The sequence below is a fragment of the Paenibacillus sp. FSL H8-0079 genome (assembly GCF_037991315.1).
GTDB lineage: Bacteria > Bacillota > Bacilli > Paenibacillales > Paenibacillaceae > Paenibacillus.
In genome coordinates, this window is sequence record NZ_CP150300.1 from 1,108,560 (window position 1) to 1,134,508 (window position 25,949).

Consider the following 25,949-nt stretch of genomic DNA (forward strand, 5'->3'; position numbering starts at 1 on the left):
ATGTATTTACATAATTTTGGTGGTGAAGCTTTCTTAAAATTACTCTCAATAACCCTACTATAGGGAAGTAAGGCGATTCAAAATTTCAGTCTCTCAACACGACATTGTCAGGCTTGTAATGAATGATCTTAAATAATTCCTCGGCCATGTAGGCGGGGCTGTGCTTGAATTCCTGACGAATCCACTCCATAATCATGCCGAATATCGCATGAGATTGGTAACTTGCCAATATTTCATGGTTGATGTGCGGAGGGAAGATATGGTTCAGATCCTGTAAGGCGAGATCCCGAAGAACATCACAGATCATGCGCTGGAAGTTGGATGAAGCTTCGGATTTCACAACCAGCGTATAAAATTGTGCGTGCTGATGCACATGCTCAAATATGGTAATTGCGGAAGATGGCATCAGATTGACCTCGAACTCTTCCTTATCCTGATAAGGTTTGCGAAAAGAAGTCACCAAATCTTGAATCACATCATCGATGATTTCGTTGAACAGGTCTTCCTTGTACTGATAATGTCTGTAGAAAGTTCCCCGATTTAGGTCAGCTCGCTGAACAATATCCGTAATCGATATTTCTTTAAAGGGATGTTTTTGCATTAAATGGATGAGAGCATCTTTCAGTGCAGCTTTTGATTTCTTGATTCTTCGGTCCATCGAATTCAGAGTTTCAGACATCTATTTTCCTCCTTGCTATATAAGTTGAACTAATGAATATTTACACTGGCCACTTCGATGACAGAACAACCTTCCGATCGCTGTTATCCCCAGATTTTTTAATTCCTATTATATATGGTAAATCCGGGGATAGCATATGCTTCCGATGCAGCTTTCTTCCAGAAAACTTTTAGACGAACGCTTGCGCTTCTTCAGGTTATTTCTGTTCTCTCCGTTTCGTGTAAATGTTTAGTTCAATTTATATAGTTCACTTTATTAATTAAAGTACATTCGGGCTTATAAGTGTTGTTTAACGTACAACTGGACAAGCTTTTACTGATTGAAGTGAAACGCTATGACTTATTATACTAAGGATAGGAGTTAATGAACATTTGTTTGTTAACTTATTGTAAACGAATACACAAAGGAGGATACATGGAATGAAACTTCAAGATAAAGTTGCAGTTGTTACAGGTGCTGGTTCAGGTATGGGGAAAGCAATTGCCACGTTGTATGCTCAAGAGGGCGCGAAAGTAGTCGTATCGGATATTAACGAAGAATCCGCACAAGCGGTAGTGAATGATATTAAGGCACAGGGCGGAGAAGCGATTGTCGTTCTGGCCAATGTAGCCAAAGAAGAAGATGTGCAAAACCTGATCGATACGACGGTGAGCACATACGGAACAGTAGATATTCTGATTAACAATGCGGGCATTATGGATGGCATGGAGCCGGCAGCAGATGTGACGGATGAGAAGTGGGAGAGATTGTTCGCTGTGAACACGACCAGTGTGATGCGGACAACGCGTAAAGTATTGCCGATCTTCCTGGAAAAACAAAAAGGTGTTATCGTGAACATTGCTTCGGCAGGTGGTCTACACGGCGGACGTGCAGGAGCAGCCTATACGGCTTCCAAACATGCGGTCGTGGGCTTCACCAAAAATACAGGGTACATGTATGCTGAGCAAGGCATTCGCTGTAATGCGATTGCTCCAGGAGCTGTGGCAACCAATATCAGCACATCCATGGCAGGGATTAGTCATTTCGGTGCAGGGCGGCAACAGCTTGGCATGGCAATTAACCCACGTATCGGGACGAGTGAAGAGATTGCTAAAGTGGCTCTGTTCCTCGGATCGGACGAGTCCAGCTTCGTGAACGGAACGGTCGTTACAGCAGATGCTGGTTGGAGCTCTTACTAATCCATTCAAGTGCAGTCGAGTATGGAAAATGGAAATCGTGAGTACAGTCAGGAACATCAAGGAAGCCGCATGAACATTGCGGCTTCTTTTTTTAATCTCGTCTGATGATGAAATTCAGGTCAATGCGGCCATAAACGAAAAAAAGGCACAACCTCAATTTTTCACGAGGTTGTGCCTTTCGGCAGCATAGACTTCAGCATAAGAAAACACTGTTCTTCCTTAAATATTAGCTGCGGTTACTATTTTTTAAAATTCATAACCAAGCTTATAGGAGTAGGCAGCTAGTTCTTTTTGATACTTTTCGATATTTTTCTTACCAGCAGCAATTTTGGCATTAGCTTGTTTGAGGACAGCGCTGTTTACCGTTGTTTTGGAGACAGATTTTTTAGCGAGTTGGAATCCTTCCAGCTGTGTATAGCTACCTTTGATCAAGTTGGCATGGATTTTTTGCAGCTCTTTATTTTGCGGTTTAATCAGCTTCAGCTTGGATACATATTTGGTGTAATTAGGAATCGCTGTGTTGGTCAGTTTCAGGAAAACGGACTTGCGATTGGAGGATGTAATGTAAAATCCACTTCCCAAAGCATTGAAGGCTTTCTCCTCATATACCGCTGCGCTATCCAGTAGATCCAGATAGTTCAGGAAATCTTCTTCTTCGGCTGTAAGTTCCCGTTCCGGTTCTTGTTCTGACGTGTCAATTTCTTCATAGTATTCGTCTTCCGAATATGTAGTGGTTGAGTCATCCGCAGCAGCGGCATAGGACCCTGCAGGTGCGAATACCCCACCAAGCAAAACAAAACTCATAATAATGGATAGAACCCAAGATTTTTTCACGTTACAATTTCCCCTGTCTATATATGTGATATTATTCCAATGGATAATCTAACATAGTACGACAAGGAATTACAGGTATCCATTTACAGTAATATGGTTTTTTCATATCCTTTCATGCTGTTGCATATTCGCATGCCACGTGTACGTGGAGGTAATGTACATGTGTACAATATTGTTTTGGATAATGCCGATACTTGGGAGATCAAAAAGAAGATTACATCGAGTACGTCCAAAGCGATCTCAGCTAAAGGATATCATTTTGGAATCACTAGTAATGGAGCAATATCTACAGAGGGTGGCGCTGTATTGTTGGAGAAATCCGTCATTATTGGCGTACAGGACCCGCTGAGAAACAATAAAGTGAGTGTGTCCAAGAGTCATTACACGCTGAAAATCAAGGCGATTGATACGGTATACGTATGGAATGGAACAAGCTATAGAGGGGGAAGTGAGGATGCCAAAAGCCCACTGGCACCAGGCCCAGCAGCTGGAGCTTGGAACGGATTTGCATCCTTACCTTATAGCTACGATGCAGTTGACCCAGCTGACTGGCAGACGAAACTGAATGCGAGCGGTGGTGCCGGTGCGGACAGCTTGTATGGACACCCGTTCAATGGCTGACTACCAGCTATAATTAAACGGATTGTTGGAGTTTTTTTATAAGTGATTATGATTAATTATGCAAAGTTGAAGACGCCTTGCCGTAGAGGTATTTACGGTGAGGTGTTTTCAATTCATTCAAAAAATAGTATCAAAAAAATTACATATATGTATTTACGAAGTGTAGATTATATTTACTTATATTATATGTATGTAGGCGAAAGTTCCTTGTTTAAAGCTATTTATGTACCTGACAAAGTTCGACATGACGTGAGAACTTTTTCCAAATAAAATGCTTGTATAATGGATTCATCTCTATTACAATACAATTGATAATGAGATTCAATATCATTTACAGAGAAAAGGGGAGTCGGGTTACATGTTCAAGGTAAAGAAAAAGTTATATATTTATGCAGCACTTATTCTGATGATTTCACTGCTTGCTGGTTGTGCTTCAGGTGGAAGCGCTGAGACAACGAATACGTCCAGTACGGCAGCAAGTAGTAATGAAAGTAATAATGAAAGCGGTACATCGGGTAGTACAACAGATGATCAAGCAAGAGTGATCAAACATGCTATGGGCGAAACCACAATTAAGGGAACCCCGCAAAAGATCGTGACACTGTTCCAGGGTGCGAATGATGTGGTTGTTGCACTTGGCGTGAAACCGACAGGTATTGTCGAATCATGGGTTCAGCAGCCAGTCTATGAATATCTGAGAGCAGACCTGGATGGAGTTCCACAAGTGGGTCAGGAATCCCAGCCCAATCTGGAAGAGATCAACAAGTTGAAGCCGGACTTGATCATTGCTACGAAGATCAGACATGAAGAGATCTATGAGCAATTGTCACAGATCGCCCCAACGGTAGTGACGGAAACGTTGTTTGACTGGAAAGAAACCGTGAAGACGACTGGTGAAGCGATGAATATGGTTGAGCAATCGGATAAACTGTTGTCTGATTGGGATGGCCGTGTAGCTGATTTCAAAGAGAAAATGGGTGATCGTCTGCCAATTGAAGCAACCATTACGAACTTTAGAGCCGATCAGGTCCGTATTTTCTACATGGGATACGCAGGTAAGATTCTGAATGAACTTGGGTTCACCAGACCTGCTGGACATGATGCAGACACATGGGGAGTTGAATTGACTTCCAAAGAAAACATTCCGGATATGAATGCGGACATGATCTTTAACTTTAATTCAGGCACAGAAACCGATGCGATTCAGAAAAATTATGATGATTGGACCAGCAGTCCTCTTTGGAAAAATCTTGATGCAGTCAAGAACAACCAACTGATTCAGGTCGATGAAGTGGCCTGGAACATGGCAGGTGGATACACATCGGCCAACATGATGCTGGACGATCTATATAAGCAGTTCAACCTGAACTAACTAACAGGAGCAGGACCTGCCATGCACCAGGACATTCGTTAACGAAGTGTATGGGCAGGCAGGTCTTTTGTCATTTTACAGATGAAAGAGTGAGAATATGTTTCCCCTTTTTACGAAGGCAAGTGCCAAAGTCTATGGACTGGCTGGTTTATTCATATTACTTCTAATTGCTTGCCTAGCCAGCATGATTCTGGGACGCACGCATATCACGTTTCAGATGGCATGGGAGTCGCTGCAATTCTATGATGAGAGCTCGGTAGAACATGTGGTTCTGTTGACGGAACGGTTGCCACGCACGGTTATTGCTGCTGTCGTTGGTGCAAGTTTGGCCGTGGCGGGTGGACTGATGCAGGCATTAACACGTAATCCGCTTGCATCACCGAGTGTGTTTGGAATCAATGCAGGTGCGATCTTTTTTATTGTCATTGCCATCGTTGTATTGTCCGTATCCTCGCTCACCACCATGATGTGGTTTGGCTTTGCAGGAGCTGCGGTTGCCGCGGCGATTGTATATGCGCTGGGCTCTCTCGGTCGTGATGGCCTGACACCGATCAAAATTGTACTGGCGGGTACGGCAATCTCCGCGTTATTTGCCTCGTTCACACAGGCCATTTTGGTGCTGGATGGAACCGGATTGCAGGATGTACTGTTTTGGCTTGCCGGTTCAGTAAGTGGTCGGACGTTGGAAATGTTATATCCTGTTCTCCCGTACATGACAGCCGCAGCTATTGTCTCTTTGTTCATGGGCAGAGCCATCAATCTGCTGTTGACGGGTGATGATATCGCCAAAGGCATGGGACAGAATGTACTTCTGGTCAAGGTGCTCATGGGAGTGGTTACGGTATTGCTGGCGGGTGGTTCGGTTGCCGTAGCCGGTTCGATCGGGCTGGTCGGTCTGGTTGTCCCGCATATCATGCGTGCACTGGTGGGCAATGATTACCGCTGGCTCGTTCCTTACTCTATTGTAGGGGGAGCGATTCTGCTGCTGTCCGCGGATGTGGTTGCAAGACTGGTGATCATGCCGCAGGAAGTTCCACTCGGTGTCATGACTGCACTGATTGGCGGACCTTTCTTCGTATATATCGCCCGCAAGGGAGTGACGAAAATATGAGGAAAATGTTGACTTTCCGCAACAAAAAAGACACCATCTCGGTGCAAATGGAACGAAAATCACTGGTTGTCATCGGCATATGTATCCTCTTGTTCCTCGTGGCAGGGGTTGTCGGGACCAGTGTGGGCAGTGACTTTATATCTCCGTTGGATGTGCTCAGAACGATATTCGGTCTGAACGCAGGAGAGCATGATTTCGTCGTGCTGACCCTGAGACTGCCACGAGTGTTATTATCTTTGCTCGTAGGTGCAGCCCTCGGCATGTCAGGTGCGCTCCTGCAAGGCATTATCCGTAACCCGCTGGCCTCACCGGATGTCATTGGTATCACTGGCGGTGCAGCTGTTGCGGCTGTAGGTTTTGTTACATTGCTGGGCGGTGCGGTGAGCATCAAGCTGCTACCACTGTTCGCCATCGCCGGTGCGCTTGTGACGGCATTGATCATCTACGTGCTTGCTTGGAAAAAAGGAGTCAGTCCGATCCGCCTGGTGCTGATCGGGATTGGAGTATCGGCCATTACCGGAGCAGGAACAACCTTTATGCTGATCCTGAGTCCGTTCTACACGGCAGGTCAAGCCTATATCTGGCTGACCGGAAGTATATACGGAGCATCGTGGACCGATGTCCGAACCATTCTTCCGGTTATCGTAATTGTTATACCTCTGGCGATCTGGTTCGCCCGCAGCCTGAATGCACAGGAGTTCGGGGATGATCTGGCTACGGGGCTGGGTGTGACTGTTCAACGGCATCGTTCAGCGTTGTTGTTATGCAGTGTACTACTGGCGGGAATCGCCGTCGCGGTTGCCGGAACCATTGGCTTTGTGGGTCTGATCGCTCCACATATTGCCCGGAAGCTGGTTGGACGGATGTTTGGCAGTATGCTGATTGTGTCCGGACTGGTCGGGGCTTTGCTCGTATTCGTCGCAGATTTGATTGCCCGCACAGCTTTTCTACCGCTTGATGTTCCCGCAGGGGTATTTACCGCAGGCGTAGGCGCACCATTTTTCCTGTATCTGTTGTTCAAGAATCGAAATCAAGTTTGAGGAGGAGAGAGCCGTGAGTATTCTGGAAGCCAAGGAGCTTACTATCTCCTATGGAGCAGATCCCATTATTGAAAATTTAAACCTGACCATTCCCAAGGGGCAGATCACCGTCCTGATTGGTAGCAACGGCTGTGGCAAATCCACGTTGTTGCGCACAATGGCCCGTTTACTGAAATCCAGCTCAGGTTCCGTGCTACTGGATGGCGAAGAGATTGCAAAGCTGCCGACCAAAGAGATTTCAAGGCGCATGTCCATTTTGCCGCAGGGTCCGACCGCTCCGGAAGGCTTGACGGTGAATCAACTTGTTAAGCAAGGTCGTTATCCACATCAAACATGGCTGAAGCAATGGTCCCGAGAGGATGAGCGTATGGTCAAACTGGCGCTAGAGTCAACACATCTGACAGAACTCGCCCATCGACCTGTGGATGCATTGTCCGGTGGACAGCGTCAGCGTGCCTGGATTGCGATGACCCTCGCACAGGGCACCGAAACGCTGCTGCTGGATGAACCTACAACCTATCTGGATATGACACATCAGATTGATATCCTTGATCTGTTGTTCGAGTTGAACGAACGGGAAGGACGTACCATTGTCATGGTGCTTCATGATCTGAACCTCGCGTGTCGGTATGCGCATCACATTGTGGCTGTTCACAACAAGTCCATCTACGCAGAAGGTAAACCGGAGGATATCGTTACACAAGAGATGGTCCGTAAGGTTTTCCAGATGGAATGTGAGATTGCTGTTGATCCGCTGTTTGGCACACCAACTTGCATCCCACATGGAAGAGGAAGGAAGCTGAATGGGGAACAGCGTTATACACAACTGGCTTGAGGATCAAAAAGTCCGCTTTTGATTACTTCAATAATGATTCAACCATCCACATCAACTCCATTGCATGAGCATGCAGATAACAAATTAGGCAAGCCGTTGGTAAACCATGTCCCAGGCTTGCCCGGTTTGTTGTGCCTACTATTCGATAAAAGCATACCTACATCGACTCAAATCCACGCTAAATTCAATCTTATTTTTCCTTAAAAGTTTATTATTGACAATATAGCTCGAATTGCCATAAAATAGATTTTGTATGATATTGATAATCATTATCAATATTAAATTACAATAAAAATTGATGAAAGTATGAGCAATATAAGTTGAACTAATCATTTACATGCAACGGAGAGGACAGAAAAAACCTGAAAAAGCGAAGCGTTCGCCTTTATCCCCGGATTTTTCCCTTGAGAAAAGGGAATCAAAAAAATCTGGGGATAACAGCGATTGGAAGGTTGTTCTGTCATTGTAGTGTCAGCGTAAATAATCTTTAATTCAACCTATATAGGAGCGAGTACCTTCATTCGATCGAGGAGGATTTTCAGTGTTTCCGAAAGGGATTCATAATCTGCAAAACCGACTCATTATAAGCAAAGCGAGAGAAATGGGCATCACCTGTGAGCCACTTCTTGAGGGATGCGAAGATTTTCTGAAGCTGTCTGTAGGGGACAAGCAGATCATTATTAACAAAACCAGATCTCATCGTCTGCCGTTAATTGCTGGTTTGCTCGCGAAGAACAAGCAGGCATGCAATAAGTTGCTGCATGAACAGGGCATGCCTGTACCGTCATTTATCGTGATCCCGGAGATGGGAAGCGAAGCAGCAGATTTTCTGAAAAGGCATGGCTCTATTGTAGTGAAACCGCTGGATGCGAGCAGCAGCATGGGCGTGACGCTGGATGTACGTACCGAAGATGAACTGGAGGCAGCCATTCGTCTTGCGAGTGCCCACGGCAGCAGCATAATGTTGCAGCAATATGTGACTGGAATCGATTACAGAGTGCTGATTATTAACGGTGAAGTGGCGGCTGTGAATGAGTATCGACCTGTCTATGTTGAGGGAAACGGGACTTCAACCATACGGGCGTTAATCAAGCAGTTGAATCAGGATCGAATCGAGATGACGCACATTGGCGAGTATGAAGCATTTCCCGAGGTTAATGCAGAAGCTGAACGTCTGCTGGAGGTATTACGAGCAGAAGGCATAACACTGGATGAAGTGCCTGCCGCCGGAAAAGAAATCGAGCTATACGATCTCCGTAACTCAGCCGCCGGAAAAATCAGTGAATTCTACAAGGATTGTACCGAAATCATTCATCCCGAGAATGCGCGAATGATCATTCAGGCGGCAAAGACTCTTCAGATCGATGTAGCAGGAGTCGATGTTCGTTGTCGTGATATCCGCACCCCGATCTCCAGAGATCAGGGAGGTATCTTAGAAGTAAACGCCTTGCCAGATCTGACACACCACGTCTTTCCCCATGGTGGAACAACTCGTGATGTGGTTCGGTTATACCTGGAATACCTTTGTCAGCAGCAACTCGAATATAAGACGTATAACAACGGATAAAAGGTGTATAAGCAGAATCACAGGCAGCAAGTTCAGCCTGAATCGATTATAAGGAGCGTTAGAGGGCTATGTCAGTAGAAGTGCAGATGGAATATCTGAAGATGCAAAATGAGAAGGAATCCAATGCAAGATCGTACCCCAGACATTTCCCGCTTGTCATTAGCAAGGCCCATGGGGTGAAGATTACCGATACGGAAGGCCGCGTATTTTACGACTGTCTGGCTGGTGCAGGAACATTGGCGCTGGGACATAACCATGACACGGTGGTCAACGCCATTCGCGATGTTCTGGATCAGCAGATTCCGCTACATACACTGGATTTGGCAACGCCGCTGAAGCTTTCATATATGCAAGAACTATTCTCCATCCTTCCGGAAGAAATGCGAGATAAAGCCAAGATTCAGTTCTGTGGTCCAACCGGAGCGGATGCCGTAGAAGCAGCCATTAAGCTGGTCAAACATGCCACAGGTGGCAAGTCCATTCTTGCCTTTCAAGGTGGTTATCACGGTTCAACCCAAGCGACGATGTCGATGAGTGGCAATCTGAGCAAGAAACAGCATCTGCAAAGCCTGCTGCCGGATGTTCATTTCCTGCCGTTTCCTTATGAATACCGTTGCCCATTTGGTGTTGGTGAAGGCATGACGGCCCAATTAAGCGCACAGTATATCGAAAACTTACTCGATGATTGTGAGAGCGGTATTGCGGCACCATGTGGGGTCATTGTAGAGACCGTACAGGGCGAAGGCGGGGCGATTCCGGCAGATATCGAATGGCTCAAGGAGTTACGCCGAATCACAGCAGAGCGAAATATTCCGCTCATCATCGATGAAGTGCAGACGGGCATTGGACGGACAGGCCGGATGTTTTCATTTGAACATGCCGGAATCATACCCGATGTAATCATCTGCTCCAAAGCAGTTGGCGGAAGTTTGCCGATGTCTGTCGTCATCTACAAAGAAGAGCTGGACCAATGGCAGCCTGGTGCACACACAGGTACGTTCCGTGGCAATCAGCTAGCCATGGCTGCGGGACTTGCCACACTTCGTTTTATCCGGGAACAGGATATCCTGCACAACGTAAATCTGCGTAGCGAGCAATTCATGAATCAACTGAATGCATTGAAAGAACGGTATGCACAGATTGGTGACGTGCGGGGCAGAGGGTTGATGATTGGCGTTGAAGTGGTTGATCCAGCAGGACGTAAGGATCGTCTTGGACATTATCTGCCTAATGGTGCGCTGGCTGAGTCCATTCAGCGTGAATGTTTCAAGAATGGATTAATTGTGGAACTGGGTGGGCGTCATTCAGCTGTTGTTCGTTTTCTGCCGCCTCTGAATATTACAGAGCAAGAATCGAACGCGATCCTTGCGATCTTTGAGAAATCGGTAGCTGAAGCGATTGCCCTAGCAACGGCCGCATGCTGAAGCTGTCCCTGATGAAGAGGCATGCAGTATTACTCGCGATTCTGATCGGTGCTTTTTCTCTGGTGCTGACCAACAGTGCATTTAACCTGCTGCTGCCTTATTTTGTGCAATACTATCAGATCTCTACGACAGCAGGCGGATGGATCATCGCGCTGTACATGCTGGCTATGACGTTAACGATGCCGCTGGCTTCCCTGATCGTGGACCGACTGGGCCGTAAGCAGACGTATATGCTGGGCATCACCATCTATGGAGTGTTCTCGGTGGCAGGTGCGTTGTTTTATCACTCCATCGAAGTACTGTTGCTGGTCCGTTTCATGCATGGGGTCGCGGCAGGGTTGATGATTCCGTTATCGCTTGTGCTGTTGTTTGATGTATATGGACCAGAGGTGCGGGGACGAATTACAGGAGCGTGGGGCTTACTGCTTATGCTGGCTCCGGCTGCCGGGCCAACGCTGGGTGGTTTCATCATTCAGTATGGGCGGCTTGAAATGTTGTTCTGGCTCAATGTGCCACTGGCTGTGTTTTCATTCATCGGGTGCGGTCGAGTCATTCAGACCTATATTCCTGCCCGTAGGAAAAAATGGCATCCATCCAGTGTCATGATGCTGATCGGCGCTGTAAGTGCCCTTAGTCTGGGGGTGCAGTTGTATTCAAGTCCTGTCGTGGCAGTATGGGTACCTTGGCTGCTGATTGCGCTCGGTGTGGTGTTGCTCATTCGTTTTGTCCAGACCGAGAACGGTCGCAAGGAACCGCTGATCCGGTACCAGTTGCTGCGGCGTAATGCCGTCTTTCCGCTGACCGTATTGATCTCGACCATTCAGGATTGTGTCATGTTTGGTGTGATCTTTGCATTGCCGTTGTTGTTCCAGGACGTCTTCCACCTGTCGCCGGCCCTGTCCGGTGCGCTGTTCATTCCCTTGTCGATCTGTACAAGTCTGTTCATGTGGATTGGCGGCAGCTTGCTGGATCGCGGTCGGTCCAGGCATTTTATCGCATGGGGCACGTTGTTGGTGTCGATATCGATCTTGTCGTTTGCAGTTCTGCCCATGGGAGCATCAATCTGGATCATCGGAATACTCATGGCGTGCCGGGGAATTGGCGTTGGCCTGTCAGGCATGAGTATCTCTGCTATCGGTTTACAAGCATTACCGGACGAAGACATGCACGAAGGGTCGGTGTTATCGACCACGATTGAGCGGCTGGCTTCTTCGTTTGCGGTGATGGGCATGACCCTGTATTACGATATGCGTTGGCAATGGCTTGCCGGGGCAGGAACGTCCATGGAGATGGCCAAATGGGGAGCGCTCAAAGAGATCTGTATCGGACTTGGCTGCGCCATACTGCTTACACTTCCCCTGGTCTTACTTATAACCCGAAAGAAGGTTGGCATCATTGTTCGAGATGGAAAACAAGCTCCGGTCTGAGGCTGAGCAGCAGGCCCATGAACATTCGTGCAAGCTGTTGCTGAACTGTTACATCCGTGAGCTTGCGTTAGAGAAGGAAAGCGATATTCCGATCAATCCGAATACGCTGACGTACGCTGTTGCTTTTCAAGCCAGCGGGGTGACGGTGAAGGGACAATTGGCCTATTACTCTGCTATGGGAGAGCATGAATACCTCAGCATGCAATCTGGCGGGGAAACCGTGCATTATCGCGACCTAGTTCGCTGGATCACATCTGAGCTAAGCGGGAATGGGGAACAGGGAGCGAGTTCGGATCCACATGGAATACTGAAGAGTTCTATGGAAATGAAGCGTTCACTTGAGGTGGATCTTGCACATCTAAAGGGCGAGAATACGAATCATGTAGAGGCGGCGTATGCCAGAGATTTTGCACAAAAGGTAGATAACAGTGTGGGCAACCTCACGTTGTATATCGAACAAGCAGCCGGTCTGGACATCCACGACTATCGGACATCGGAACAGTCACTGTTGTATGGTCATCCGTTCCATCCGTTTCCGAAGAACTCCAAAGGCTTCAGCGAGCAGGATGTTCAGAAGTACAGTCCGGAGCTACGGACATCGTTTCAACTCTGTTATATCGCCGTAAGGAAGGATGTTTATGTGCAGGAATGGGTGGATGACGAGGCGGTAATGGATTTGCATAATCTCCTGCGGAGCCATGTGGAGCCGATTTTAAAAGAAAAGAGCGGGATGTATGGGCTGCTGCCTGTTCATCCATGGCAATACGCGTACATATCACGGTTGTCCGAGGTACAGCACTATATTCAAGATCAAAAATTAATTCTGCTCGGCAATGCGGGGCCTACCGTCTACCCAACTTCTTCGGTCCGTACGGTTTATATTCCGGCATGGAACTGCAATATCAAGCTGTCACTGAACATGCAGATCACGAACATGATTCGCACCAATAGTGCCGAGCAGATGCGCAGAACACTGGATGCCTCTAAGTACGTCAGCCAGCATGACTGTTTCGGTGCTGAACCGAACACGCATATTGCGTATGAGACAGGCGTAGCGACATGTGCCTTTGATGATGAAGAGTTAACCAGTCTGTTTACGGTAGCTTATCGGCCCATTGAGTTCGACCCTGCGAATACGTATGTCTTATCCAGTCTAGTTGAGGCACCGCTTCCAGGGATGCGATCGCGGCTGATGACGTTGCTGTGCGGTGACCGTGACATAGCTGAGCGCTGGCTGGATCGATATCTGCAATGTTCTCTACTGCCGATTGTACGGGCGGCGGGTGAGAAAGGCATTCATTTTGAAGCTCATTTGCAGAATACCCTTGTGACCTTAAAGGATGGGTTGCCTGTTGATTTTATCGTCCGCGATCTGGAAGGGGTCAGTGTGGATGAGGAACTTATAAGTGAGCAAGAACGTGCAGTGTCCGATTTACTATTTTATTCGCGTGAGAAAGCTTGGGCGCGGACATCGTACTATTTTATCGTTAATCATCTGGGGTCTCTGATTCATGCCATGGCGCGAGATGTGAACGTCCCGGAGGAGCATTTCTGGAAGCAGGTACGTGAAGTACTTGTAGATGAATTGGAACGAACGGGCAATGCATATGTGCGACATCTGCTGACGACGGATGCATTTCTGGCCAAACAAAATTTGGTGAGTTGTCTAAGAGGGATCAGTCAGACCCCGGCTTACGTGCCGGTGAGCAATGTAATGAAACGAATAGGGAGTGAAGTGCGTGGGAGTCGTGGGATACAAGGCTGAAGCAGGCGGCAGGACAGAAGCAGTATACGTGGGTGTACAAGAACGGATCATGCGGCAGACGCTGGAGGCGATGTGGTTTGAAGGCATCTTGGACAGTCATGTAAGTGGGAGCGAGTGGAGAACCAGCGGCCTTACATCTTCCGGCGATTCTGTAGCGTACACGTGTGAAGCGGAGCGAAAGTTTTCATTTGGTCGGGTGAAGGTGAAGAAGGGATCGATTCAGAGGGAAGGCGTTTCCTGCACCGATCTGGATCTGTTTTTGGAGGAAATCGTGCTGAACGCATTAAAGGGTGCAAACGTGACGGCTTTTATCCAGGAACTGCTCGAAACGATGGCAAAGGACAGTCAGTGCCGAGCAATATTACCCTTGAACATTCCGAGTGAAGATCGGCATTATGATGCGCTCGAAAGTCACATGACCGACGGTCATTTGTACCACCCGAGCTATAAGTCGAGACTGGGATTTTCTTTGAAAGACAATCTGGCCTATGGCCCTGAATTTAACTCGGAGGTTGCATTAGTCTGGGTTGCTGTGAAAAAAGAATTGGCTCAGACCGCTGTATCCACGGGGTATACCTCTGAAGAATTGGTGGGGCAGCATCTGACCGCAGAGGACGTAGAGCGATTTCAACAGATCCTACAACAACAAGGTCGTACGGACACGGGCGAGAACGTCAAGGCATATGCGGCGAGTGCAGATCAGCTTGGTAGCAGTGCCGAGGTTGGTGAAATAACAGCTGTTCAAGATAGCTTAATAGGCTCGAGCGTTGGTAGCAAAGACAGCAAGGTGGATGGGGAAATAGGTTCTGACGCGGATGATCGCTATGTGTTCATTCCAGTTCATCCATGGCAATGGGAGCATCAGTTGGAATCGGTATTTGCCCGTCAGCGCATGGATGGGGACATCGTGTATCTTGGTCCATCGTCTTCGCCCTATCGTGCACAGCAATCGATTCGTTCGCTCTCGAACCGGGTAAATCCGGAGGCACCTTACATCAAGCTGGCCCTTAGCATCACCAACACATCGAGCACACGTATTCTGGCACAGCATACGACCCAGAACGCGCCACTGATCAGCGATTGGCTGGATGAACTTGTTCGTGAAGATGAGCTGTTGCAGCAGGCGCAGTTTGCCATTTTAAAAGAAATCATGGGACTGTCGTTCCGTTATGAGCAGTTGCCTGCAACGCAGTATGGACGGGCCTACGGCACACTCGGTGCGATCTGGCGGGAGAATGTATCGGTTCATCTGAAGGAAGGCGAGACGGCGTGGCCGCTGAATGCACTGATGTTGGTGCAGCCGGATGGTGTTCCGTTTATCCAGAATGCTGTAGAACGACATGGTGTGGAAAAGTGGAGCGAGGCCCTTGTTCGCACAGTTACACTGCCGATTATTCATTTGCTCTATGCACACGGGATTGCGCTGGAATCTCATGCTCAGAATATCATTTTGGTGCTGGAAGATGATCTACCGAAACGAATCATTATCAAGGATCTGCATGATGGTGTTCGCTACGTACCGGATCAACTGTTGCACCCGGAACGGGCACCGAAGCTGAACCCCGAGCCAGAAACTCACCGTAAATTCAATCGGTATTCCTTCATCTATGCCGGAGATGTGTCGGAAGTCCGCGATTATACGTATGACGCATTCTTCTTTATCTGTATGACAGATATTGCGTTGGCTTTGGAGAAGTTTGGATTGTCCGAAGAAGCGTTCTGGCAACTGTGCGCAGATGTAATTGTAGATTATCAGAAGCAGCACCCGGAGTATATGGAACGGTTCGTTGCATTTGACCTTTTTGCCGAAGATGCACTGATCGAAGAGATGACGAAGCGCCGTCTGTATGGGGATGGAGAGTTATATTTCCGCAAGGCGAGCAATCCGCTCAAGATATCAAAGGATGCACTTGAATCACAGGGAACACCCGAATTAAAAGGAATCGTCGAATGAGGATTAACACGCTGAAGGAAAAGATTGCACGTAAACAGCCAGTGTATGGCCTTTTTGTATCCATTCCGCATCCGGTCATCATCGAGATGATCGGCCATGCGGAGTATGACTTTGTCATTATTGATCTGGAACATGCCGCAACATCGATGGAATCGGTGGAAGAGTTGGTTCGTGCAGCGGAACTGGTCGGCTTAACCCCGTTGGTTCGGATTTCGAAGGTGGAGCGAGCGGAGATTCTTAAAGTGCTTGACTGTGGCGCACAAGGGATCGTCATTCCGCATGTCGAGCAAGTGGAGCAGGTGGAAGAAGCGGTTCGTCACGCTTACTATCATCCGGTTGGCATGCGGAGCTTGAATAGCGGTCGTCCCGGTGTATTCGGTAAATATCCGCTCACGGGATATATCGAGGAAGCTAATGAACAAGTGATGGTTGTACCGATGATCGAAAGTGCGGAGGGCGTGCGGCAAAGTGCACAGATTCTGTCTCACCCTCAGGTGAACTTTGTATTGGAAGGGGCGGCAGATCTGTCGCAATCCCTCGGCGTGCCATGGCAGACCGAGCACCCAGATGTGAGACGTGCGCTGGATAAATTGCATGCTATCGCGCATCAGTGCGAAGTACCTTATGCTACGGTCACTAGAGGCGTGGATGACATGTCGCTCTGGGCTGAGCGGGGAGTACATATATACGTGCTTGGTGATGATCGGAATACGGCGTTTCGGGCATATGCCCAAAAACGGAATGACTACAGGAATGCGGGTGGGCAGATATGAAACCTAGTGTATGGCATGCGATTGATGAACTGCAATGCGGGACGGAAGACCCGGTATGTGCTTACGTCTATGATCTGGCTGGCATTCAGGAACAGGTACGTCAGATGTTAGACAGCATGCCTGGGAACACACAGTTGTTCTACGCCATTAAGGCGAATCCAGATCCGCGGATCATTGAGGCGTTGCTTCCATTGGTGAAGGGCTTTGAAGTGGCTTCAATTGGAGAGTTGCTCAAGGTTAGAGCTGTAAGCCAAGCAGTTCCGATTCTGTTCGGTGGTCCGGGTAAAAAGGAGAGCGAGCTGAGGCTAGCCATCGAGAATGGCGTGAGTTACATCCATGTGGAAAGTTTGCTGGAGCTGCGGCGCATCATCGCGATTGCGAAAGAGCGAGAGAAGGAGCATGTTCAGGTGGAGGGGAGCAAGCAAAAGCAAGAATGGAACCGGAAATCGGAGCAGGGATATATGCAAGCGTACGGCGAGGAACGGATGCAAGCGCAGGAGGTTCGCATTCTGCTCCGAATAAACCTGCGAAGCAGTACGCTACCTCGGACGAAGATTGTTATGGGCGGTGGGCCGAGTCCTTTTGGAATCGATGAAGAGGCGGTGGAAGAAGCCATCGAACTTATTTGTGTGGAAGGCGCGGGTTTAGTTCGGTTAAGCGGGTTCCACTTTCACTCCTTGTCCAACAATATGGACGCCAGGCTGCATGCCGAGATGATCGAACTGTATTTGCAAAAGGTGGAGCAGTGGCAGCAGCAGTATGATCTTCCTGTGGAAGTGGTGAATGCAGGAGGTGGGTTCGGTGTCACGTATGATGGTAGTCCCGGATTCGACTGGCCCTTGTTCACTTCTCTGCTGGAGCAAAGTGAAGCCAGAGAGCGCCTTGCTTCACGCGGAGGCCAGCTGTATTTTGAATCGGGTCGACTGCTGGTGGCAGACCACGGGTATTACGCCGCAGAGGTTACGGATATCAAAACCTCTCATGATCAGTATTTTGCTGTGTTAAGGGGAGGTACGCACCACAATCGTTTGCCTGCTTCATGGGGACATAACCACCCGTTTCAAATTATGGAGACGGACCGATGGAAGCATTCATTTGACCGACCAGAGGTAGGAAATGGTCGAGTCCATATCGTAGGTGAGCTGTGTACACCGAAGGATCGCATGCATTCCGATGCGGAGATAGCGCTGCTACGGGTAGGAGACATTGTTGTATTTGAAAAGTCTGGAGCTTATTGCTGGACCATTTCGCATCATGATTTTCTGGGGCATCCGCACCCGGCATTCCATTATCTAACGGAGGACAATAATCATGTCAACACTGATGAAGCGTTCCAGTCTGCAAGCCGCTGAACGCGGGATTATGGCTGATCTGATGAATTCATTCTTGTCGGAGCAATTGCTTCCACTGGAAGGGTATTCGTTCATTGATTTTGCCGCGGCCCCTGCACCGTTCCGTCGATTGTACAAGGGATATGACAGCGAAGAGCATAATCAGAATGTAGCTTCTCGCTATAGATTACACACTCAAGGTGTACTGTGTCTGGTTGAAGCAGGGGTGAGACAGGGGACTCAATGGGTTCAGGGTTCACCGATCTATGAGGAGAAAGCAGATGGAATCTGGGTTCTCCTTGATTCTCCGGTAGAGGTTGGACGTGCGGTGTTACAGAAGGTTTTGTCGGATGAGGCTTATACGCAGCCCGGAGTGGCAGAGTTTCTTGCTAGTCTCGACATTGCTGTGGAGCAGTATGCTCTGGGCTGGGAACAAGTCCAGTATCTGTCCGCCAATGTCCCGGCGTCTGCTTATGAGTGGTTTATCAAGGGTGAGCGCGTTGCGGCATTGCGGGATCGTCCATTTCACCCATCGTCCAAAGCCAAGGTGGGATTCAACGCAGAAGATGTAACACGCTATGCAGCGGAATTCGGGAAGGCGATTTCGCTGCGCTGGGTGGCTATACGGCTGGATGCCGTGCAGCAAGGGTGTGAAGATGGGCTGTCCATTTTGGACGTGTTAGACGATGTTCAGCGCGGAGTGGTGGAAGCCGAGTTTGCCCAAAAAGGGATCACGTTGGATGAATATCTGCCGATGCCTGTACATCCGTGGCAATTGCAGCATATGATTCTGCCCCGTTTCACTGGGGAGATCGAAGAAGGCAGCATTGTCGTATTGGACCTAGAAGTGGGCGACGTACAGGCAACATCCTCTCTACGCTCGATGGCTCCGTCAACCGAATCTAATCTGATGCTCAAGCTACCGGTTAGTGTGCTGTCACTGGGGGCTGCTCGCTATCTTCCCGTAGTCAAGCTGCTGAATGGTCTTGCTGGGGAACGGATGCTCCGACAGGCCGTTGCGTGTGACGAGACGTTGAAGGACAAGGTGTTCATGTGCGAAGAGCAGAACTGGTGGGGCTTTATGCCAGAATCCATGGGACTGTTCGATGATCATCCACGCCATCTGGCTGCACAGATTCGTGTGTATCCCGCTGAATTGCTTAATGAAGCCTACAAAGTCATTCCAATGGCTGCACTGGGTGTGAATCTGGAAGGTAACCATCTATTAAAGGACATTCTGGGTGATGATCTGAGCAGCACGAATGTTCTCGACTTTTATGCCAGTATAGCTACGACGTTTTATGATATCGTGATGCGTCTGTTCAAGGTGGGTGTTGTACCTGAGATTCATGGTCAGAACTGTTGTCTGGTGTTACGAGATAATCAGGTAAAAGGTCTCTTGTTCCGCGATCATGATTCCGTGCGTCTGCATCAGCCTTATCTGGACAAGCATGGGATCGCAGACCCTGCTTATCATATTCGCCCAGGCTACTCGAACAGCTTGTATAACGAGACGATTCAGAAGCTGATTTTCTATGTGCAATCTTTGGGGACGCAGGTGAATCTGGCTGCGATCATGGAGGCACTCAGCGAGGTGTATCACATCCCGGAAACGAAGTTATGGGAGATCACGGAGCAGGCTTGGAAGGAAGCGCTGCAACATGTGCAGCTTCCCCAATCCGACCGGGCCGCGCTCGCTCATGCGATATTTGAGAGCGAGGAATGGCCCGTGAAGTTAGTTGTCCGTCCGCTGCTTGAAGCGGATGGGGTGCCTGGCGCGATGCCATCGGGCAAAGGCGTAGGGTGGAACCCTTTTTACAAGGGATAGAGGTTGAGTAGTGTTGGTGTAGGAGTGTATAGAGAAGAAGTGGCGTGCTAAAGGATGGATCTAGAAGGTGACCCGTTTGATGGGTTGCCTTTTTGGCTTGTTATCATTGAGAGTTGAAATGCTTGGAGGGATAAAACGTTCATCATTCTGGCTAAAAAATCTTGTGAAATGGAGGTACAGGAAAGAGACTGATGGTATAATCGGGTTATGTGTTATAGTCATACTTGTGTATTATCGAAAAGGTTTTCGGAAAAAGCGACAGCTACGTTGTAACCGTAATCATAATTTACTTGAAGAAAGTGAGAATCTACCATGAATCAGAAGAGGTTTTTTAATGACGGATGGCAATTTGCGAAAAGCAAGCTGGATGTTACGGAACCTGCGGGTCTGGTGTATGAACCTGTAGAGCTTCCCCATGATTGGCTGATATATAATACGCTCGAACTGTATGAAGACAGCATCGGATGGTACCGCAAGACGTTCCATTATACGAAGGATGAGCGGCAGCTTTTGCTTTGTTTTGATGGCGTATACATGGATTCTTCGGTGTATGTGAATGGGCAGTTGGTTGGAGAGTGGAAGTATGGCTATTCTGCTTTTGAACATGAGATCACGAAAGCACTGGTGGAAGGCGATAATGAGATTATGGTCAAAGTGGTACATCAGAGCCCGAACAGCAGATGGTATTCCGGGGCCGGAATCTATCGCCATGTGTGGCTGAAGACGAGAGATCGTAACCATATCGTCACGGATGGAACGTATGTATCCATCAAGCAGCAGGCGGATGGCTGGCAGGTGGAATTGGATACGGAGCTGAACCTGGAACAGAATCAGCAAGCAGAACTGGTGCATACGATCTTGTATGAAGGTCAAGTGGTGGCATCCAGTCAAGCGAATGTTACGACTTTGGCGAGTGAGAATGCGGTTATATCTGCAGATAGCCAACAGATCATTGTGGAGAATCCAAACTTGTGGAGCCCAGATGCACCGCATCTGTATGAACTGGTGACGGAGCTGCGGTTGACCTCGGATGATCAGGAACAACGGACAGTTGAATCGGTATCACAGCGCATTGGATTCCGGGATATCAAGCTGGATGCCAATGAAGGGTTCCACCTGAACGGGGTCAAGATGAAGCTGAACGGTGTATGTGAACACCATGATCTCGGGGCGCTGGGAGCTGCTTTTAACCTAACGGCACTGCGCAGAAGATTCGTTTTGCTCAAAGAGATGGGCGTTAACGCCATCCGCACCGCGCATAATATGCCTGCCAAAGAGTTCATGGAACTCGCCGATGAGATGGGTATGCTGGTTGTGTCGGAAGCCTTTGATATGTGGGAACGTGCTAAAACCCCATACGACTATGCGAGATTTTTCCCAGAGTGGGTGCATACCGATGTGAAGAGTTGGGTGAAGCGCGACCGTAACCATGCCAGCTTGATCATGTGGAGTATTGGGAACGAAATTTACGATACCCACGCCGATGAACGTGGACAGGAAGTAACCCGAATGCTGATGGATTATGTGCTGGAATTTGATCCAAAAGGCAATGCAGGCGTAACGATTGGTTCGAACTACATGCCTTGGGAAAATGCACAAAAATGTGCGGACATCGTGAAGCTGGCAGGCTACAACTACGCGGAAAAATATTACGACAAACATCATGAAGAGCATCCGGACTGGATCATCTATGGTAGTGAGACTTCTTCCGTAGTACAGAGTCGTGGCATCTATCACTTCCCGTTCGAACAGCCGATTCTGGCAGATGATGACGAGCAGTGCTCGGCTTTGGGTAACAGTACGACGAGCTGGGGCGCGAAGTCGGCGGAATATTGCATTTTGGCAGAACGGGATACACCGTATTCGCTGGGTCAGTTCCTGTGGACCGGATTCGATTATATCGGAGAGCCGACACCGTATCATACGAAGAATTCGTATTTTGGACAGCTGGATACAGCAACGTTCCCGAAAGACTCCTATTACATCTACCAAGCGGCTTGGACGGATTATAAGAAAAGTCCGATGGTTCACCTGTTCCCTTACTGGGATTTCAGCCCGGGTCAGATTATTGATGTACGCGTGTGCAGCAACGCGCCGAAGATTGAGCTGCAACTCAACGGTAAAACCATTGGCACGTACGATATCGATCATGCGAATGGAACACAGCTGTCTGGCTGGTGGAAAGTGCCGTATGAAGAGGGCGAGCTGAAAGCGATCGCTTACGACGAGAACGGTAAGATCATTGCAACCGATGTGCAAAGATCCTATACGGATGCGAAGAGAATCCGTCTGCAAGCGGATCGGGAGCAACTACAAGCGAATGGCACAGACCTCATTTTTGTAGAAATTGATGTAGAAGATGAGGCAGGTAATCCGGTTCACAATGCGAACAACCGCGTGCAAGTTCAGGTGAGTGGTGCAGGTCGATTGCTGGGTCTGGATAATGGGGACAGCACCGACTATGATCCATACAAAGGATTGAGCAGAAGACTGTTCAGCGGCAAACTGATGGCGATCATCGGAGCGACAAATGAAGCTGGAACGGTACGGATTGAAGTTTCTTCCGAAGGGTTGGAAGGGGCTACGGCTGAGTTTGAATCGCAGGTTGTGGATGGGGAACTTGATAGTGAGAAGCAAGTTCAACCTGTCTTCGTGAACAATGAAGAACGTCCAGTGCTTACGGGAAATGCTCAGGAGATTCCTTTGCGGAAAATCGAGATCATCAGTACTGCAGGACAGTTGCTCGATCCGTCCAACCCGGAGCTGGTCGTAACCGCCAAACTGTATCCTGAGAACACCTCCTACCGGGATATCGAGTGGGCTGTTGTGAATGATGCGGGGATCGAGTCCAACATTGCCAAAGTGGAAGCTGTTCAAGCAGAAACGGGCGACAACGGTGAGCATCAACATGCGGTGAAGGTATCAGCTATAGGTGACGGGGAGTTCCGACTTCGCGCAACCAGTACCAACGGTACGGATAAAACGAAACTCATCTCCCAGCTGGAGTTCAAGGCGGACGGTCTGGGTACAGCATACAAAGATCCATACGGCTTCATCACGGGCGGACTGTACGATTACACCAAAGGTGAGGTAGGTAACGGTAATGAGCGCGGGGTAGCGACAAGTCGTGACGGAGAGACGCATGTAGGCTTCCGTAATATTGACTTCGGACCATACGGCTCCGATACGATTACCATTCCGATCTTTACGTTGTCTACTGAGGAGTACTTCATTCAGATCTGGGAAGGTATGCCGGATGAAGAGGGAAGCACGATGATCGCAGATGTGGTGTATGACAAAGAGTCCATTTGGAATGTGTACCAGGAAGAGACGTACCAATTGTCCAAACGCCTTAGCGGGATCACGTCGATCTGTTTTGTGTTGAAGCAGAAGATTCATATTAAAGGGTTCTCCTTCGAACGTCAGAGTCGGGCCTTTGAACAGAATGCGGCTGCATCCTGTGATCATCTCTACGGAGATACGTTTAAAATTGAAGCTGATCGAGTAGAAGGTATCGGGAACAATGTGTCGCTGGAGTTTGAAAACATGGACTTTACGGCAGAAGGTACATCGAAGCTCGTGATTTATGGCCATTCACCGATTGATAAGAATACCATTCATATTCGTTTTGCAGGTGCGGACGGACAGAGCAACCAGTTGGTTGAGTTCACACAGTCGGGTGGATATGAGGAGCGGGTGTTTGAGCTTGAGCAGGTGACAGGTGAGCAAAAAGTAAGCTTTATCTTCCTGCCAGGCAGTCAGTTTGACTTCGGCTGGTTCCGATTCGAGAAATAATGAAGCTTCACTAATGGCGAGAGGGATGCAAGGGTCCTTTTCAACCTCAACGTGTTAATGGAGCAGCTACAGATGCGATGTATTAATTAATCATCTGTAGTTTATGAAGACACAAAAACCTGCGAAGCCGAGGCTTTGCAGGTTTTTGTGCGACCATATAAAGGTGAAAAATTATGGAATTAACTTTACAAAGCATTGGACAGCTCAATCAGGTTTCCGTCAGGATCACGTACATACACCGAACGAATGGGACCCAGTGCACCGGTACGTTCCACTGGACCTTCTTCGATTTTCGTATGATGTTGTGTGAGATGGAGAATCACTTCTTCCAAGGGTGTGCTGACCAGAAAACAAAGATCTGCCGAACCCGGCATAGGGCTATGAGCTTTCGGTTCAAACTCTTTGCCCCGTTCATGCAAATTGATCTTCTGCTGTCCAAACTGTAATGCTTTTCGGCCTTGGCCGAATTCGACTACCTTCATACCTAATATGTTGGTATAAAATGAAAGGGTTGCTTCCAGATTCTCTACGGTTAACACGAGATGATCAAGTCGTTCTATTTGCATGCATAAGCCTCCTTCGAATTGGATCAATTGTTCCTGTAGAATGAGGGGTGTATATAGTAGCATGTCATTTATTATACCTTAGAGCTCAGTTAGATCGACATCGTATGAGAAACACAATTAAGCAGGATGAATAAGGGAGGTACATATGAAAATTATTTTTAGTAGTTCGCCTTTGGATGAGAAGAAGGTAGATGAAAGTTATGAACAGGAGTATGTATGTGCCAAGGAACTTGGCTTTGAGGTGGGACTGGTTCATCTGGAAGAATTAATAGTGAACAAGCGTCCGGAACTCGCTGTGAGACGACTGAAGAAAGCAACAGAACGAGAGGATGTACTGTACCGGGGCTGGATGCTGACACCAGAAGCGTACGGGCTACTATATAAGGCGCTGGCATCGAAAAATCTATATCTTATTAACACACCAGAGCAATACAAGCATTGCCATTACCTACCAGAGTCATATGACGTAATTAAAGGATATACACCGCACTCGGTCTGGGTTCCTATGTCAGAGATTCAGGCTTCACCAGATGCCGTTAGGGAGGCTACGCGAGGATTTGGTAATCAGCCAATTATCGTTAAGGATTATGTGAAATCTCGTAAACATGAGTGGAAGGAAGCCTGTTACATCCCAGATGCTGCGGATGAGGAACATGTGAAGCGGGTTGTGCATAACTTTGTGACGCTGCAAGGTGAAGAATTGAATGTAGGGCTTGTATTCAGGGAGTATGTTCAGTTGGAGTTTCTGTCCTACCACGACCAGAGCGGTATGCCGTTATCACGAGAGATGCGGGTGTTTATGTTAGACGGTAAGCCTGCATACATCTCTAACTATTGGGATGAAGGACAGGACGAAGCGTTTAGAGATGCACTCACTTCATTTCTGGACATTGCACAAACGATTCAAAGCCGTTTCTACACGATGGATTTTGCCAAGGTGGAAGGCGGATCTTGGATTGTTCTTGAACTCGGTGACGGCCAGGTGGCGGGGTTACCGGATTATGCGGATCCGTTGACGTTTTATGAGCAATTGAAGAGAGCATTAGTGTAAACAACTAAGAAGAGTTAACTCATGGAGATCATGAATTAACTCTTCTTTAAGTTAAGTTCAAATGGAATATTCGATACGTGTGGTGTGGATTCTTAATTATTAGTTACTGAAAAATAAAGTATGAACGGAAGCGCTAAAATAAAAAGACCGATAATGATAGCGAAGATGATACTCTTTTTATTCATTGTGTGCTCCTTTCAGAGATAAAGCATATCTGATAAAATTCAATTCATAATTAATATCCAATTATATCATATTTTGGAGGAGGATCTAATGAAGCGCTTCTGGATATTGTGTGTGTTGATACTCGTATTGTCAGGTTGTGGTCAGAACAATAGAGAGAAAGCCATTGAATATCTAACGCAAAATCAGAGAAACGATGCATCACTCATTGTATTTACCGACCGTCTTTCGGAGCGGCCATTTATTGTTGATTTACAGACGCAATTAAATGAAGTGAATAACGAAAATTTGAGATCAGAAGGCCCAATTACCAGTGTGAATTTTTATAATGTGCGTGATGAAAATAAGTTTAATTATGAGAAGATTTTCGGTCTGAAATCATATCCGTACATGATCCTGTTCGAGAAAGGCCACATCACATTGGAAACGCAGGAACCGGAAGAGATCGTTCAGTATTTTAAACAGAAGTAAGACTCTACAAAAAACGTGCACGAATATGCAAAATATCTGGCTATTAAATGTTCCATGCCTACTGAATCTTTAACGAGAAAATGAATCCTCCGTTTGATTCCAATCGACTTCTTCACTTGTTAAAATTTAGGTATAACTACTATG

20 protein-coding genes are annotated in these 25,949 nt (G+C 47.8%); 17 read left to right on the top strand and 3 right to left on the bottom strand.

All coding sequences use genetic code 11. The annotated features are described in order from the left end of the window. Positions 1-85 precede the first annotated feature (85 nt). Positions 86-679 carry a TetR/AcrR family transcriptional regulator gene (locus MHI06_RS04855; RefSeq protein WP_340400657.1) on the bottom strand — a complete coding sequence of 198 codons (594 nt, stop codon included), beginning with the start codon at positions 677-679 and terminating at the stop codon, positions 86-88. 419 nt (positions 680-1,098) lie between these two features. Here MHI06_RS04855 and MHI06_RS04860 point away from each other — a divergent pair, with 419 nt between their 5' ends. Further along, a complete protein-coding gene (locus MHI06_RS04860; RefSeq protein ID WP_091034565.1) occupies positions 1,099-1,857 on the top strand; it encodes an SDR family oxidoreductase in 759 nt (252 codons plus the stop codon). A 246-nt stretch (positions 1,858-2,103) separates the two neighbouring features. On the opposite strand, the gene MHI06_RS04865 is transcribed toward MHI06_RS04860, so the two are convergent. After that, a complete protein-coding gene (locus MHI06_RS04865) occupies positions 2,104-2,691 on the bottom strand; it encodes a hypothetical protein (RefSeq protein WP_169483122.1) in 588 nt (195 codons plus the stop codon). A gap of 162 nt (positions 2,692-2,853) precedes the next feature. On the opposite strand from MHI06_RS04865, the gene MHI06_RS04870 reads away from it, so the two are divergent. The 14 genes from MHI06_RS04870 (at position 2,854) to MHI06_RS04935 (ending at position 23,534) form a co-directional block, all read left to right on the top strand. Beyond that, positions 2,854-3,312 (top strand): hypothetical protein, encoded by a 459-nt coding sequence (locus tag MHI06_RS04870; RefSeq protein WP_340400658.1) that lies wholly within the window; start codon positions 2,854-2,856, stop codon positions 3,310-3,312. 358 nt (positions 3,313-3,670) lie between these two features. Beyond that, the gene (locus MHI06_RS04875; RefSeq protein WP_169483120.1) at positions 3,671-4,684 is read left to right on the top strand and encodes an iron-siderophore ABC transporter substrate-binding protein; all 1,014 of its coding nucleotides are present in this window, start codon (positions 3,671-3,673) and stop codon (positions 4,682-4,684) included. A 97-nt stretch (positions 4,685-4,781) separates the two neighbouring features. Next, entirely contained in the window at positions 4,782-5,795 is a 1,014-nt protein-coding gene (locus MHI06_RS04880; protein WP_340400659.1) for an iron ABC transporter permease, read from the top strand. Beyond that, the gene (locus tag MHI06_RS04885; protein WP_340400660.1) at positions 5,792-6,835 is read left to right on the top strand and encodes an iron ABC transporter permease; all 1,044 of its coding nucleotides are present in this window, start codon (positions 5,792-5,794) and stop codon (positions 6,833-6,835) included. The genes MHI06_RS04880 and MHI06_RS04885 overlap by 4 nt, the downstream gene beginning before the upstream one ends. Positions 6,836-6,848: 13 nt before the next feature. Then, positions 6,849-7,670 carry an ABC transporter ATP-binding protein gene (locus tag MHI06_RS04890; RefSeq protein ID WP_340400661.1) on the top strand — a complete coding sequence of 274 codons (822 nt, stop codon included), beginning with the start codon at positions 6,849-6,851 and terminating at the stop codon, positions 7,668-7,670. 541 nt (positions 7,671-8,211) lie between these two features. Continuing rightward, positions 8,212-9,237 carry a hypothetical protein gene (locus tag MHI06_RS04895; RefSeq protein ID WP_340400662.1) on the top strand — a complete coding sequence of 342 codons (1,026 nt, stop codon included), beginning with the start codon at positions 8,212-8,214 and terminating at the stop codon, positions 9,235-9,237. A 68-nt stretch (positions 9,238-9,305) separates the two neighbouring features. Further along, the gene (locus MHI06_RS04900) at positions 9,306-10,661 is read left to right on the top strand and encodes a diaminobutyrate--2-oxoglutarate transaminase (RefSeq protein ID WP_340400663.1); all 1,356 of its coding nucleotides are present in this window, start codon (positions 9,306-9,308) and stop codon (positions 10,659-10,661) included. An 11-nt stretch (positions 10,662-10,672) separates the two neighbouring features. After that, positions 10,673-12,088 carry an MFS transporter gene (locus tag MHI06_RS04905; protein WP_340400664.1) on the top strand — a complete coding sequence of 472 codons (1,416 nt, stop codon included), beginning with the start codon at positions 10,673-10,675 and terminating at the stop codon, positions 12,086-12,088. Beyond that, positions 12,066-13,853, top strand: a complete 1,788-nt coding sequence (locus tag MHI06_RS04910) for an IucA/IucC family protein (protein WP_340402052.1) — start codon at positions 12,066-12,068, stop codon at positions 13,851-13,853. Before MHI06_RS04905 ends, MHI06_RS04910 begins: the two co-directional genes overlap by 23 nt. Then, positions 13,828-15,807: an IucA/IucC family protein gene (locus MHI06_RS04915; RefSeq protein WP_340400665.1), complete on the top strand. Its 1,980-nt coding sequence runs from the start codon at positions 13,828-13,830 to the stop codon at positions 15,805-15,807. The genes MHI06_RS04910 and MHI06_RS04915 overlap by 26 nt, the downstream gene beginning before the upstream one ends. Beyond that, the gene (locus MHI06_RS04920; RefSeq protein WP_340400666.1) at positions 15,804-16,580 is read left to right on the top strand and encodes an aldolase/citrate lyase family protein; all 777 of its coding nucleotides are present in this window, start codon (positions 15,804-15,806) and stop codon (positions 16,578-16,580) included. Before MHI06_RS04915 ends, MHI06_RS04920 begins: the two co-directional genes overlap by 4 nt. Then, a complete protein-coding gene (locus tag MHI06_RS04925; RefSeq protein ID WP_340400667.1) occupies positions 16,577-17,932 on the top strand; it encodes a type III PLP-dependent enzyme in 1,356 nt (451 codons plus the stop codon). The genes MHI06_RS04920 and MHI06_RS04925 overlap by 4 nt, the downstream gene beginning before the upstream one ends. Continuing rightward, on the top strand, positions 17,892-19,739 hold the full coding sequence (locus MHI06_RS04930; RefSeq protein ID WP_340400668.1) for an IucA/IucC family protein: 1,848 nt from the start codon (positions 17,892-17,894) through the stop codon (positions 19,737-19,739). The genes MHI06_RS04925 and MHI06_RS04930 overlap by 41 nt, the downstream gene beginning before the upstream one ends. Positions 19,740-20,051: 312 nt before the next feature. Beyond that, complete coding sequence (locus MHI06_RS04935; protein ID WP_340400669.1) at positions 20,052-23,534, top strand: glycoside hydrolase family 2 TIM barrel-domain containing protein; 3,483 nt, start codon at positions 20,052-20,054, stop codon at positions 23,532-23,534. A 185-nt stretch (positions 23,535-23,719) separates the two neighbouring features. On the opposite strand, the gene MHI06_RS04940 is transcribed toward MHI06_RS04935, so the two are convergent. Beyond that, positions 23,720-24,100, bottom strand: a complete 381-nt coding sequence (locus MHI06_RS04940; RefSeq protein WP_340400670.1) for a VOC family protein — start codon at positions 24,098-24,100, stop codon at positions 23,720-23,722. Positions 24,101-24,245: 145 nt separating this feature from the next. Between MHI06_RS04940 and MHI06_RS04945 the strand changes: the two genes are divergently transcribed. Both MHI06_RS04945 and MHI06_RS04950 read left to right on the top strand, forming a co-directional pair. Beyond that, complete coding sequence (locus MHI06_RS04945; protein ID WP_340400671.1) at positions 24,246-25,151, top strand: ATP-grasp domain-containing protein; 906 nt, start codon at positions 24,246-24,248, stop codon at positions 25,149-25,151. 273 nt (positions 25,152-25,424) lie between these two features. Next, complete coding sequence (locus tag MHI06_RS04950; protein WP_340400672.1) at positions 25,425-25,805, top strand: hypothetical protein; 381 nt, start codon at positions 25,425-25,427, stop codon at positions 25,803-25,805. The last annotated feature ends 144 nt before the right edge of the window (positions 25,806-25,949 follow it).